The sequence below is a fragment of the Acinetobacter variabilis genome (genome assembly GCF_000369625.1).
GTDB lineage: Bacteria > Pseudomonadota > Gammaproteobacteria > Pseudomonadales > Moraxellaceae > Acinetobacter > Acinetobacter variabilis.
Genome location: NZ_KB850113.1, coordinates 1,505,658 through 1,518,849 on the forward strand (window position 1 = coordinate 1,505,658; position 13,192 = coordinate 1,518,849).

Genomic DNA, 13,192 nt, shown 5'->3' on the forward strand with positions numbered 1-13,192 from the left:
AACTCTATTAGCTGCACACAACTTGCCGAGACTTATAATATCTCGCATGATAGTGTAAATCGCTTTCTAGAGCGTGAAGACTACACACCTCACGACCTATATCAAGAATCAATTCAACATATTGATAATAATAAACTTATAGTCAGTATTGATGATACTGTTTTAGATAAACCATATAGTCAACATATGGACTTGGTTAGCTATTTTTGGTCAGGCAAACACCACCGATCCGTCAAGGGTATTAATCTCATTACCTTGTATGCGACAGATCAAAATGGTCAAAATATTCCAATTAATTTCCGAATTTATGACAAATCTGAAAGTAAAACCAAGAATGATTACTTTATGGATATGTTAAGTGAAGTACTCAGTTGGGGTGCAAAGATTCAATTTATTACAGGTGATAGTTGGTATTCATCGACTGGAAATCTAAAAACCATAAGAAAATATGGTATTCGATTTATGTTTGGTATCGACTGTAACCGTAAGGTTTCCCCAGAAAAAGGACAATGGTTTCAACTGCGTTTATTGCCAGATTTCCATCAGGGTCAAGTGGTCTGGCTCAAAGATTTTGGCTTTGTACAATTATTTAAGACTCAGTTAAAAGAACAGCAGAGGTTTTATATTGTGCATCAAGATGAAGATGATTTATTGTCCTTTGAGGGTTTTCATGAATTACATTCAAGTCATTGGAAAATAGAGCAATATCACCGGGTGATTAAACAGGTTTGTCATATTGAAAAGTTTCAAGTAAGACGATCTAAACTGATTTTGAATCATATTTTTTCAGCCTTGATGGCCTACGTTGAGATACAAAAGAACCAGTTTGAGCGGATCTTTGAAAATGTATATCGTTGGCAGAAGAAATTATTTAGACCAGTTATCAAAAACTTCATTGATGACTTTATTCTCGATAAAAATCATCTGCTACCACAGAGAATCTATAAATAATAGTGCGTAAGTCCTAATTGTTTAGTTATATGAATCTTTTCTAAATTTCGCGCATGATTCTTCCTAAATTTATCGCATTTGTAAAGCTTTATTTTTCATCTATTTTTTAGACTTATGGCTAATAAAAAAGCTGCCTGATCAGCAGCTTTTTCATAATTAATAGGACTTACGCACTATTATTTATAGATTCTCTGTGGTAGCAGATGATTTTTATCGAGAATAAAGTCATCAATGAAGTTTTTGATAACTGGTCTAAATAATTTCTTCTGCCAACGATATACATTTTCAAAGATCCGCTCAAACTGGTTCTTTTGTATCTCAACGTAGGCCATCAAGGCTGAAAAAATATGATTCAAAATCAGTTTAGATCGTCTTACTTGAAACTTTTCAATATGACAAACCTGTTTAATCACCCGGTGATATTGCTCTATTTTCCAATGACTTGAATGTAATTCATGAAAACCCTCAAAGGACAATAAATCATCTTCATCTTGATGCACAATATAAAACCTCTGCTGTTCTTTTAACTGAGTCTTAAATAATTGTACAAAGCCAAAATCTTTGAGCCAGACCACTTGACCCTGATGGAAATCTGGCAATAAACGCAGTTGAAACCATTGTCCTTTTTCTGGGGAAACCTTACGGTTACAGTCGATACCAAACATAAATCGAATACCATATTTTCTTATGGTTTTTAGATTTCCAGTCGATGAATACCAACTATCACCTGTAATAAATTGAATCTTTGCACCCCAACTGAGTACTTCACTTAACATATCCATAAAGTAATCATTCTTGGTTTTACTTTCAGATTTGTCATAAATTCGGAAATTAATTGGAATATTTTGACCATTTTGATCTGTCGCATACAAGGTAATGAGATTAATACCCTTGACGGATCGGTGGTGTTTGCCTGACCAAAAATAGCTAACCAAGTCCATATGTTGACTATATGGTTTATCTAAAACAGTATCATCAATACTGACTATAAGTTTATTATTATCAATATGTTGAATTGATTCTTGATATAGGTCGTGAGGTGTGTAGTCTTCACGCTCTAGAAAGCGATTTACACTATCATGCGAGATATTATAAGTCTCGGCAAGTTGTGTGCAGCTAATAGAGTTCGGTTCTGTCATGAGAAAGCCCATATAAATGGGTAATGTACAAGTTGCTGTAGAAGCATGTTTAATTCGTCTAATCACAGATACTTTATAAAGTATTTTAATACTTTTTTGAATCCGTCAATGCGTAAGTCCTAATTAAATTTAATATTAAGGATCAGTCTGACTCATGCTTCAATACTCGTTCAGCTAGAGCCTGTTTCACTACATGATATCCAGCACTTAAGCCTAGACTCGCCATAATGATTGCAACAATAATATCTGGCCATAGACTGCCAGTGCCAAAGACTCCCACTGCTGCAAAAATGACGGCCACATTGCCGATTGCATCATTACGGCTGCACAACCAGACTGATTTCATATTGGCATCGCCATCCCGGAAAGCATATAAAATTATGGCTGTGACCACGTTTGCGATTAAGGCCAATACTCCGATGATCCCCATCGTAATGGCTTCAGGTGGAATACCTTGCATAAAGGCATAAATCACTTTACCAATGACGACTAGACCAAATACTGCCATGGTCAATCCTTTAATCAGAGCAACTGTTGCACGCCAATACAGACTTGCACCAATCACCGCCAGAGAAATACCATAGTTCACAGCATCACCAAAAAAATCTAGCGCATCTGCCCATAAGGCCGATGAATGTGCATAGGCACCGCCGATCAGCTCTACACCAAATAAGGCCAGGTTAATCAATAATGCAATCCATAAAGCTGTTCTAAATTTGCTATTAGGTTTGGGCGGCGCGGGTTCATGAATACAACTACAGGCCATATTATTCTCCGATGATTTTTTATCCTGAATGCGATAAAGTCATTAGAAACTATGGAGTCACTCCAAGGTCAAGCTTGAGGTATTTATGTCACATTATTTGATTTCTGATATAGCCAAGAAAACTGATTTAAGCACTGATACCATTCGATTTTATGAGAAAAGAGGTTTGATTCAGCCGAATTTTCGAGCAAGTAACCAGTATCGTTATTATGGCGAAGAAGCCTTAAAACGCTTAATTTTTATCAAACGCTGTCGTGCTTTAGGCATGTCTATAAAAGAAATTGAATACCTGATTCAGCTGGAACAGAATCCAGAACAGGATTGCTGTGAAGTTAACCAGATGATTGATCAGCACCTTATAGACATTTCAAATAAAATTAAAGAATTACAGTTATTTAAAAAGCAGTTAATGGCGCTTCGCGAAAGCTGTAATACCCCAACTACGATTGATCATTGCCAGATTTTGAAAGCACTGGAATCTATTGAAAATAGCTGAAATATTTATGGATATTTTAAATTGTCCACTGTTTATCTTTTAACTTGAAATTGAGTTTAATTATGCCAATTCCGAGTTATTTACTAGGTTGAATCCTGATTTTAGATGACTAGAATAAAGACGTACTTTTTATATGTCTTTCTATTTCATCATGAGCATTTCTCACGTTACGGAACTTCTCTCACCTGCTGGTTCACTGAAAAATATGCGCTATGCCTTTGCTTATGGTGCAGATGCAGTCTATGCCGGCCAGCCGCGTTATAGCTTACGTGTTCGTAATAATGAATTTGACCATGACAATCTGGCTATTGGCATCAAAGAAGCTCACGCGCTTGGAAAAAAATTCTATGTGGTTGTGAATATTCAGCCGCATAACTCCAAGCTGAAAAATTTTATCCGTGACCTTGAACCTGTGGTTGCCATGCAACCAGATGCGCTAATCATGTCTGATCCTGGTCTGATCATGATGGTGCGTGAGCACTTTCCAGATATGGATATTCATCTTTCAGTTCAAGCCAATGCAGTGAACTGGGCAACAGTAAAATTCTGGAAGAATATGGGACTTACTCGCGTGATTTTGTCACGTGAACTGTCCATTGAAGAAATTGAAGAAATCAAACAGCAAGTTCCAGATATGGAAATTGAAGTCTTTGTTCATGGCGCACTGTGCATGGCCTATTCTGGCCGTTGCATGCTGTCTGGTTATATGAATAAGCGCGATGCCAATCAGGGTGCCTGTACCAATGCCTGTCGCTGGGAATACAAGGTATTGGACGCTAAAGAAGATGAAACGGGCGATGTGATCCCGGTGAAAAATATTGATTCTGGCTGTTGTTCAAAAGATGCTGATGAGTCACATATGCAAGTACAACATCAGTTTGATGAACCTGTGTTATTGCAACGTAATGACGAGGATATGTTTGCTGCCGAAGAAGATGAGCACGGCACTTATTTTATGAATTCCAAAGACCTGCGTGCAGTGCAGCATGTGGAACGATTGACCAAGATTGGCGTGCACTCCCTGAAAATTGAAGGTCGGACCAAATCTTATTTCTACTGTGCGCGTACTGCGCAGATTTACCGTAAAGCCATTGATGATGCACTTGCTGGTAAGCCATTCGATTCTTCACTAATGACTCAACTCGAAGGTTTGGCCAACCGTGGTTATACCGAAGGTTTTCTACGCCGTCATGTACATAGTGAATATCAAAACTATGAAAATGGTTCATCGAGTTTCGATCATCAGCAGTTCTGTGGGGAAGTGTTAGAGCGTAATAGTGACTATATCAAGATTGATGTAAAAAACCGTTTTGTCGTTGGTGACTCACTAGAGTTGATGACCACTAAAGGCAACATCACCTTTACCTTGACAGAGATTAAAGACCGTAAAGGCAATCTGATTGAAGATGCTAAAGGTTCAGGGCATATCGTTGAAATTCCAATACCAGCAGATGTCGATATGCAGTATGCCCTGCTGATCCGTAATCTGCCATCATCATCTGTAGATATTTCAGCCTCTTCATTGGCTTATCAGGCGAGTTAAAAAATGGCGCTCTTGATTACCGATAAATGTATCAACTGTGATATGTGCTTACCGGAATGCCCAAATGAAGCAATTTATGAAGGCGACAAGATCTATGAAATCGACGTGAATCGTTGTACGGAATGCGTCGGTTTCTATGATCATCAAACCTGTATTGCCGTCTGTCCTATTGAGTGCATTGTGCCGCATCCAGAGCATCGGGAAACGCAAGAGCAGTTAATGGAGAAATTTAAAGGTTTGAATCTGTTTAAAGCTTGAAGGATGCATGAAGTCTTATGACTTCATCTAAGAACAACCTTAGGGAAAGATAAAATAAGGGTTGAAAACAAAAACTGTCCAGAGGAAAGGAACAGCTAAAAGCGATTGGGGACGCTTTTGGCTGATCTAACAATAACTAAAAAAAGGAACCCGGGTGTTAGCGTCCTGAGTTCCTATAAAGCGAAAATAATAATAGGAGTTTGAGATTAAGCACCTGGGATGTGGGGATTCCAGGTGCTCTTTTTTTACTGACCAGAACGGATGATGTAGTCGAAGGCAGATAATGATGCTTTGGCACCTTCACCAGTCGCGATGATGATCTGTTTGTAAGGAACAGTGGTACAGTCACCTGCAGCAAACACACCTTTGACATTGGTTTCATTGCGCTCGTTAATCATGATCTCACCACGGTTAGTTAGCTCAACATCGGTTCCTTTCAGGAAGTCGGTGTTTGGCAACAAACCGATCTGAACGAAGATCCCTGCCAGTTCAACTGTATGCTCTTCATCAGTTGCACGGTCTTTGTATTTCAACGCTGTGACTTGTGAACCATCACCGATCACTTCGGTAGAAAGCGCATTTTTGATTACAGTGGTGTTTGGCAAGCTGTTCAATTTATCTTGAAGTACCTGATCCGCACGCAGTTTTGTATCAAACTCAACTAGCGTTACATGCTCAACAATACCCGCAAGGTCGATCGCAGCTTCTACACCCGAGTTACCACCACCGATGACTGCAACACGTTTACCTTTAAACAATGGACCATCACAGTGTGGGCAGTACGCTACACCACGAGTTTTGTATTCTGCCTCACCTGGAACATTCATTTCTCTCCAGCGTGCACCAGTAGACAGAATCACGGTTTTAGATTCAAGTTTCGCACCATTTTCTAAAGTGACTTCTACCAGACCATTCGCTGTACTATCTGCACCTTTGATATCTGAGACACGTTGCAGATTCATGATGTCAACACCGTATTCACGAACGTGTGCTTCCATTTCAGCGGCAAATTTCGGACCTTGGGTTTTTTGCACTGATGTGTAGTTTTCGATGTCCATGGTATCCATCACCTGACCGCCCATACGTTCAGCCACGATCCCAGTTTTGATGCCTTTACGTGCTGCATAGATCGCTGCAGTATTCCCTGCAGGTCCACCACCAATCACCAACACATCAAATGCATCTTTGGCATTCAGTTTTTCCGCGTCTTTGGCTGCGGCATTGGTATCCAGTTTGGCAATGATTTCTTCCAGTGTCATACGACCCTGACCAATATGTTCATTGTCCTGGAAGACCATTGGTACAGCCATGATTTTGCGTTCTTCCACTTCATCCTGGAAGAAAGCACCATCGATCATGGTTGCAGTCGTACCCGGGTTATAGATAGCAATCAGGTTCAATGCCTGAACAACATCAGGACAGTTATGACAGCTGAGTGATACGAATACGTCAAAGTCAGATTTGATCCCTAAGCCTTTAATTGATTCCAGAACTTCGGCAGAAACTTTTGGTGCATAACCTGAAGTTTGCAACAATGCCAGAATCAGCGACGTAAACTCATGGCCCATCGGCAAGCCTGCGAAGAACACACGAGGCTGTTCACCGGCTTTTGCCACACCAAAGCTTGGTGCACGTTTGTTGGTACCGTCAAAACGGGCAGTGACTAGATCAGAAAGCTGAGCGATTTCCTCAACCAGTTCTTTGATTTTGGCTGACTTGTCAGAGCCATCCAGAGTTGCCACTAATTCAATCGGGCCTTCCAAACGTTCAAGTAGTGTTTTTAATTGAGCTGAAGTATTTTGATCTAACATTGCTAACGTCTCCAAGGGAGTAAATATTTATTCGATGCAGCTATATTAAGTGAGTAATAAAAATAGGTAAAACAGTTTGTTTTTATATTAATGATCGTTTTTATAGATCATAATTTCTAACCTAATTTTATTTTTTATTATCCTTAAGCTTCTTGCTCTGGCTTAAAGAAACCGAATATAGATTGGAAAATAAAAATGCTCCTTTTATAGGAGCATTTTTAAGTTTAGAAGATTCGCTGTTCAATACGTAGCGAACGCCCCTTAATTGAATTGGCTAATACAAATATGATTAAGCTAAGCAAGGCAAATAAGATGACAATGCCAATAATGATGACATTGGTAATCTTGCTGACTTGTTCGGCTTGCTGGGCTTGACGATCTACACTTTGTGCCACAGGCGTCAGGCTTTTACCATAGACCTGTTGCTGCATGGTCCAGATCTGTTCCGGTTTAAATCCGTATTGTTCAAACTTGTTATCCTGCCGCTCTGCCTCAACCACTTGTGCGACATAAGGTCGAGCTGCAGATAGATCAACAGGCTTATGCAAGAGTGCGGTTTGGGCGAGTAAATAAGATTTCACCGGTGAAGCAATATCGGAATCAACCAGGTAACGTGCCACTTCGCTATCATTGATATTACTATCGTAATAGACCACTTGCTGATAAACATCTTCACGGTCATTTCTCAGGTCATATTGCCAATAAGTCAGTCCTGACCAGATCACGATAAAAGAAATCAGCCAGCCTACAAACTTCAATATGAAAGACTGAAAGCGTACATAAAAGAAACGAAACTTCTTCAGCAATCCAACCAGAAAAAATGCACCAATAAAAGAAGCAAAGATTTTCAGAATCAGCCAGCCAAACCAGCTTAATAGAACAAAGAAATAATCCGGACTACCCCCAATACTGGCCAGATTAGCATCGACGCTAACTGGTAAATGCAGCTGCTGAAGCTGAGTACTCAGGCCAAAAAAGCCATAAACCAGTTCCTGCTGAAAGAATAGGCCTATCACGGATGCGATACAGACCGTAGAGGTAGTCAGTCCCAAAAGCATTAAATTACGTTGACGCTTTTTGAGTGCGACGACCCCTTGCTTGATTTCCTGAGGATTTACAGCATATTCATCTAAGGGCGCCAATCTCTACTCCTTTTTTTTAGATCTTGGCCCTACTGGATTTAGTTGGGTTTAGATCCACTGGTACTTGACTCAATCACTAAATGATTCAGATTATCTTGCAAGGCTCTTAAACGTACCGTCGCTTCAGTGCGTTTCTGTACACCTTCTTTCTGGATCTGAATCACATCATTAACAGTTTTAATGAGGGTATTTTGCACATGTTCAAGCGTTTCAATATCAATAACAGAACGCTGGTTGGCTTTTGCCGTATCGACCGAGTTCTGATGCAATAAATCTGCATTACGGCGTAAAAGCTCATTGGTCGCATCATCAATGGTATTGGCCAGCTGTACGCTGTTCTTCTGTTCATTCAGGGAAATGGCCAGACTGATCTGGTTTTTCCATGCTGGCAATGTGATATTTTTAATGGCATAGAATTTATCCACCAGCATCAGGTTATTGGACTGGATAATGCGGATCATTGGCAAAGTCTGCATCGCAGATTGCTGCAATACTTGCAAATCACTGATGCGTTTTTCCAGATTATTGGCCAGATGATTTAGGTCATAGATTTTTTGCGTAGTGCTCTGATCTTGTGGCAAGGCTGTGAGAGCAGCAATTTCCTGCTGTAATTCCTGTTCACGTAAACGTCCAGCTGCAATATGAATACCCAGCTGTTTATATTCTTCCTGCACCCCATCGAACATTTTATCTAACGTATCAACGCGTGCTTTTAATCCGGATTGTGAAGTTTCAATTTCCTTGACCAGCACATCAATCTGTTCTTTGGTGGTATTGAAATGGGAGTCAAAATTATCTTTCACACCCTTAAATTTGCTGATGATATTGCCCAGAAATCCCGAACTTTTTTTCTTGTTCAAGATACTGCTGGTATTCAGTTGCTGTGCCACCTGCACCACCTGATTCAGCTTTTGACCGGTTGCATCCAGATCTTTGTTCTGTACCAGATTCAGCAATTCATCGGTATAGCTTGAAGTTTTGGTGGCTATATTTTTGCCATATTCGGCCACACTATTATGACTCATATTCTGCAGTTCTTTACGTGCTGCCAAAACCTCCTGAAAATCGGCAGGCTGCAAGCCCAGCTCTTTCAGATCCATTTGCTGGAACTTCTGTTCAGTCAGTTCAGTTGAGCTTTCGACAGGTAAATTTACTACATCAGATTTGGTCATGTTTCACCTTATATTGTTATGTATTCGAGGGTTTCTCGAGTGACTTTTTTAACGTTTTAATCAGATTGTCCCGGCTATTATCGAGCTTTTCCAGATCACTTGTCGAGTGTTTCGTCTGGCTTTGTTTGACATGATATTGCCAGGCCGGAATCAATACCTGTTGTGCTTCTTTAAACCGATCCAGCAGGCTATAAGACAGTTGCTGGGACAGTTGCATCTGGGTAATGGCAATGTCATTACTGCTTTGCAAGGTTCTTAAGGTATGCACCTTTTTCGAAAGCCGCTCAGAAAAATTATCCAGTGGATGCTGATTCCTGACAAACTGCGGATATTCAGATAAAAATTCTTCTGCTGCCACAATATGCTTGGCCATTTGCTCACGTAAACCGATCAGTTGCTGAAATCGCGATTGGGATTTCTGGATTTCAATTTGCAACTTACGGCTAAGGTGATCTGCCTGATCCAATAAATAGTCCAGTTTTTTATAGTATTCAACCTGACTTGAGCCATAATCTAAATCGATACCCAGCCATTTCTGTAAGGCATTAAATTTACGCTTCTTGAGATATTTTTTTGATTGAGCCAACATCTGAATCAGCTGTTCAATAGTATGGCTCAGTTGTTGGGTCAGATGCGGATCTACCCCATTTAATAGTACGGACTGTGCCTGAATAAGTGGGTCAGCATAATGATTCAGCTTGTATTGATCGTTGAGTAAAGGCACAAGTTCATTGCGCTTGATACTTAGAATCTCGCTCTGCTCTACTGCAATGTCTTGGATTGGAATCAAAACATCTATCTGTGACATGGCCCTTTAAACTCAGTGAATTCGATTTTTATAGTACGTCTTTTCATTCAACATAACATGTAGCATTTTGCAAAGGAATGCTTCAGGCCATAGAATTTTCTTTACATAAGTTGAAGATATTGTTGGAATTAAGTTTGGCATACAGCCATTTCTTGTACAAATTATTTTGACTATAACCTGCTGTTTCTCTCTAGAATCTTTTCCATCGGTCTCAAATAGGCTAATAACCAACTAAATAAGGATAAGCACAATAAATGCCAAGTTAATTTATGGTCTTAATTAAGCTTTTTTAAACTTAAGAATACTTATAAGGCATTATAAAACATAAATAATTCTCGAATTTTAAGCATGAATTATTTATGATCAAGATCAACAATAAAGTAGGTAACCTGAGAATAAAATGGAACGTTTTTTTCATAATACGATGTATGCCGCACGCTGGATCTTAGCTCCTGTCTATTTTGGTTTATCATTCGCTTTATTATTACTGGCCTTAAAATTCTTTCAGGAAGTGATTCATGTTCTGCCGCATATCTTCGAATATACTGAAGCTGACCTGATTCTGGTGATTCTATCCCTGGTTGATATGACCATGGTTGGTGGACTTATTGTGATGGTGATGTTTTCAGGTTATGAAAATTTCGTTTCACAACTCAAAATCGATGAAAATAAAACCCGCCTGAACTGGCTCGGCACTATGGATGCCAATTCTCTTAAACTTAAAGTTGCGGCTTCCATCGTAGCTATTTCTTCGATTCATTTACTACGTATTTTTATGGATGCTCGTAACGTCGAGAATGACAAAATCATGTGGTACATCATCATGCATCTGACTTTTGTGATTTCTGCATTTATTATGGGTTATCTGGATAAACTCACCAAGCATTAAAACACAGGCATTAAAAAGCCCCGATTATAGGGGCCTTTTTATATCGGCGATTTAACTAAAAAATTATAGATAGTCACCTTCTCGCTCTGGCTGATACAGCACTTTTTCAATCGTGACTTTCATCAATTGACCATCAGGTTGCGGCCATTCAATGGTCTGCCCTTCTGCCAGGCCCAAGATTGCAGTTCCAATCGGTGCTACGACATTCACCTGCCCTTTTTCACCTTTAAACTCATGTGGGTAGACTAGGGTAATTTCTACAGGCTCCGTTGATGGTGCAATCGTCAGCAATGCACGCGCATGCATGGTCACCACATTGCTTGGCATGTCCTCTGGCTTGACCACTTCAGCACGAGCCAGTTCATCTTCCAGTTGAAGCATGGTCTCACTGAACTTGTCCTGATTTTCAAGCATGGTTTCGAGACGCTCCACATCCTGTTCAGATAAAATAATTTTTGGTTTAGCCATTCTTACTACCTTGTTTAATGAATGATTGAATAGTCTTTAGAAAGCGAATGAATCTAAGTTCTAAGTGATTAATTGAATTAAATTAAGTTAAATATAAAAAATCTTTTTTTAGCTGCTAAAAAATTGTGTCTTAACTCAACTTATAAAGCTGTTTTTCAAAGAATGTAACCAATTTTAGAAAAACTCAATACTCTTTTCGAAATCAGATTTATAGGATCTGTATTTCTCAACTTTGTTTTATAAAAGGATGAATATTTTATATATAGGATTTTATCTCCTCTTTTAACTGATCATAAAAGTGGGCAACAGAAGATGAGTCAGAAAAAATATCACCCAATAAAAAAAGCCCCCTTGAGGGGGCTTTTCTCAAGTTAGGCTTATTTTGCGTAAACAGGGAATTTAGCGCAAACAGCAGCAACTTTTTCTTTAACCGCAGCGATTACAGCTTCATCGCCTTTAGCATCAAGGATGTCAGCGATCCAACCAGCAAGTTCACGAACTTCTGATTCACCGAAACCACGAGTCGTTACAGCAGGTGTACCGATACGGATACCTGAAGTCACGAATGGAGAACGTGGGTCGTTTGGTACAGAGTTTTTGTTCACAGTGATGTGAGCAGCACCTAACCAAGCATCAGCATCTTTACCAGTGATGTCTTGTTTGATCAGAGACAACAAGAACAGGTGGTTTTTAGTGCCGCCAGATACAACGTCGTAACCGCGTTCGATTAGAACTTCAGCCATAGCTTGAGCATTCTTAACCACTTGTTGTTGGTATGCTTTGTATTCAGGTGCCATTGCTTCTTTAAAGCAGATTGCTTTAGCAGCAACCGCGTGAACCAGAGGACCACCTTGGTTACCCGGGAATACAGCTGATTGAAGTTTTTTCTCGATTTCTTCGTTTGCTTTCGCAAGGATCAGACCTGAACGAGGACCACGAAGAGTTTTGTGAGTAGTCGTAGTTGTTACGTCAGCAATTTGAACTGGACTTGGGTAAACGCCAGCAGCAACCAGACCAGCGACGTGAGCCATATCTACAAACAGGTAAGCGCCAACTTTGTCCGCGATGTCACGGAAACGTTGCCAATCTACGATTTGGCTGTATGCAGAGAAACCAGCTACGATCATACGTGGTTTGTGTTCTACAGCTAAACGTTCAACTTCTTCATAATCGATCTCACCAGTTTCTGGATTCAGACCGTATTGAATTGCATTATAAGTTTTACCTGAGAAGCTTACTTTCGCACCGTGAGTCAAGTGACCACCGTGAGCCAGACTCATACCCAATACTGTGTCGCCTGGATTAAGCAGCGCTAAATAAACTGCAGAGTTTGCTTGAGAACCAGCATGTGGCTGAACGTTAGCATAATCAGCACCAAATAATTCTTTAGCACGGTCAATTGCCAATTGTTCAATGACATCTACATATTCACAACCGCCATAGTAGCGTTTGCCTGGGTAGCCTTCTGCATATTTGTTAGTGAGTTTTGATCCTTGAGCTTCCATTACTGCTGGTGAGCAATAGTTTTCAGAAGCGATCAACTCGATGTGCGCTTCTTGGCGAGCATCTTCGTTAGAGATTGCTTGAGCGATTTCTGGATCAAATTCAGCAATAGAGATATTGGCAAACATTAGCGAGGTCCTATTAAATTAGGGCTTTTAAGCCGTGCTAAGATTGGCGCGTATTGTAACATGAACTTTGCCAATTTCGACCATGAACTTTATTCAGTTTGCAATAAAAATAGCTCAT

The 13,192-nt window shown here is 39.9% G+C and carries 13 protein-coding genes; 5 read left to right on the plus strand and 8 right to left on the minus strand.

Annotated elements, in window-relative coordinates; translation table 11 throughout:
• Positions 1-951, plus strand: a 951-nt coding sequence (locus F897_RS12805) for an IS701-like element ISAba11 family transposase (protein WP_005236504.1), incomplete at its 5' end; no start/stop codon positions are given.
• Positions 952-1,127: 176 nt separating this feature from the next.
• On the opposite strand, the gene F897_RS12810 is transcribed toward F897_RS12805, so the two are convergent.
• Together F897_RS12810 and F897_RS12815 are read right to left on the minus strand one after the other, a co-directional pair.
• Complete coding sequence (locus F897_RS12810; protein ID WP_079255106.1) at positions 1,128-2,156, minus strand: IS701 family transposase; 1,029 nt, start codon at positions 2,154-2,156, stop codon at positions 1,128-1,130.
• A gap of 76 nt (positions 2,157-2,232) precedes the next feature.
• Entirely contained in the window at positions 2,233-2,856 is a 624-nt protein-coding gene (locus tag F897_RS12815) for a cation efflux transmembrane domain-containing protein (RefSeq protein ID WP_005236505.1), read from the minus strand.
• A gap of 85 nt (positions 2,857-2,941) precedes the next feature.
• Here F897_RS12815 and F897_RS12820 point away from each other — a divergent pair, with 85 nt between their 5' ends.
• The 3 genes from F897_RS12820 to F897_RS12830 all read left to right on the plus strand — a co-directional run bounded on the left by F897_RS12820 (position 2,942) and on the right by F897_RS12830 (position 5,153).
• Positions 2,942-3,352: a Cd(II)/Pb(II)-responsive transcriptional regulator gene (locus F897_RS12820; protein ID WP_005236508.1), complete on the plus strand. Its 411-nt coding sequence runs from the start codon at positions 2,942-2,944 to the stop codon at positions 3,350-3,352.
• Positions 3,353-3,485: 133 nt separating this feature from the next.
• Positions 3,486-4,895, plus strand: a complete 1,410-nt coding sequence (gene trhP, locus F897_RS12825; RefSeq protein WP_005236511.1) for a prephenate-dependent tRNA uridine(34) hydroxylase TrhP — start codon at positions 3,486-3,488, stop codon at positions 4,893-4,895.
• A gap of 3 nt (positions 4,896-4,898) precedes the next feature.
• Positions 4,899-5,153, plus strand: coding sequence for a YfhL family 4Fe-4S dicluster ferredoxin (locus tag F897_RS12830; RefSeq protein WP_005236512.1), 255 nt, complete (start codon positions 4,899-4,901; stop codon positions 5,151-5,153).
• A 245-nt stretch (positions 5,154-5,398) separates the two neighbouring features.
• Here the strand turns inward: F897_RS12830 and ahpF are convergent, their stop codons facing one another.
• The 4 genes from ahpF to F897_RS12850 all read right to left on the minus strand — a co-directional run bounded on the left by ahpF (position 5,399) and on the right by F897_RS12850 (position 10,086).
• On the minus strand, positions 5,399-6,964 hold the full coding sequence (gene ahpF / locus F897_RS12835; protein ID WP_005236514.1) for an alkyl hydroperoxide reductase subunit F: 1,566 nt from the start codon (positions 6,962-6,964) through the stop codon (positions 5,399-5,401).
• A gap of 224 nt (positions 6,965-7,188) precedes the next feature.
• Positions 7,189-8,106 (minus strand): hypothetical protein, encoded by a 918-nt coding sequence (locus F897_RS12840; protein ID WP_005236516.1) that lies wholly within the window; start codon positions 8,104-8,106, stop codon positions 7,189-7,191.
• 38 nt (positions 8,107-8,144) lie between these two features.
• Entirely contained in the window at positions 8,145-9,278 is a 1,134-nt protein-coding gene (locus F897_RS12845) for a toxic anion resistance protein (protein WP_005236518.1), read from the minus strand.
• 16 nt (positions 9,279-9,294) lie between these two features.
• The gene (locus F897_RS12850; RefSeq protein ID WP_005236520.1) at positions 9,295-10,086 is read right to left on the minus strand and encodes a hypothetical protein; all 792 of its coding nucleotides are present in this window, start codon (positions 10,084-10,086) and stop codon (positions 9,295-9,297) included.
• Between the two features lie 400 nt (positions 10,087-10,486).
• On the opposite strand from F897_RS12850, the gene F897_RS12855 reads away from it, so the two are divergent.
• Positions 10,487-10,975, plus strand: coding sequence for a TIGR00645 family protein (locus tag F897_RS12855; RefSeq protein ID WP_005236522.1), 489 nt, complete (start codon positions 10,487-10,489; stop codon positions 10,973-10,975).
• Positions 10,976-11,038: 63 nt separating this feature from the next.
• Here F897_RS12855 and rnk read toward each other — a convergent pair whose 3' ends face one another.
• Complete coding sequence (gene rnk, locus F897_RS12860) at positions 11,039-11,443, minus strand: nucleoside diphosphate kinase regulator (protein ID WP_005236524.1); 405 nt, start codon at positions 11,441-11,443, stop codon at positions 11,039-11,041.
• Positions 11,444-11,820: 377 nt separating this feature from the next.
• Positions 11,821-13,074, minus strand: a complete 1,254-nt coding sequence (gene glyA / locus F897_RS12865; protein WP_004784306.1) for a serine hydroxymethyltransferase — start codon at positions 13,072-13,074, stop codon at positions 11,821-11,823.
• Positions 13,075-13,192 lie beyond the last annotated feature (118 nt).

What these genes read in the sequence shown, in the direction of transcription:
- F897_RS12855 (WP_005236522.1), top strand. Translation starts at nt 10,487, where the DNA reads ATGGAACGTTTTTTTCATAATACGATGTATGCCGCACGCTGGATCTTA.
- F897_RS12850 (WP_005236520.1), bottom strand. Translation starts at nt 10,086, where the DNA reads ATGTCACAGATAGATGTTTTGATTCCAATCCAAGACATTGCAGTAGAG.
- F897_RS12815 (WP_005236505.1), bottom strand. Translation starts at nt 2,856, where the DNA reads ATGGCCTGTAGTTGTATTCATGAACCCGCGCCGCCCAAACCTAATAGC.
- F897_RS12820 (WP_005236508.1), top strand. Translation starts at nt 2,942, where the DNA reads ATGTCACATTATTTGATTTCTGATATAGCCAAGAAAACTGATTTAAGC.
- F897_RS12845 (WP_005236518.1), bottom strand. Translation starts at nt 9,278, where the DNA reads ATGACCAAATCTGATGTAGTAAATTTACCTGTCGAAAGCTCAACTGAA.
- trhP (WP_005236511.1), top strand. Translation starts at nt 3,486, where the DNA reads ATGTCTTTCTATTTCATCATGAGCATTTCTCACGTTACGGAACTTCTC.
- ahpF (WP_005236514.1), bottom strand. Translation starts at nt 6,964, where the DNA reads ATGTTAGATCAAAATACTTCAGCTCAATTAAAAACACTACTTGAACGT.
- F897_RS12830 (WP_005236512.1), top strand. Translation starts at nt 4,899, where the DNA reads ATGGCGCTCTTGATTACCGATAAATGTATCAACTGTGATATGTGCTTA.
- rnk (WP_005236524.1), bottom strand. Translation starts at nt 11,443, where the DNA reads ATGGCTAAACCAAAAATTATTTTATCTGAACAGGATGTGGAGCGTCTC.
- glyA (WP_004784306.1), bottom strand. Translation starts at nt 13,074, where the DNA reads ATGTTTGCCAATATCTCTATTGCTGAATTTGATCCAGAAATCGCTCAA.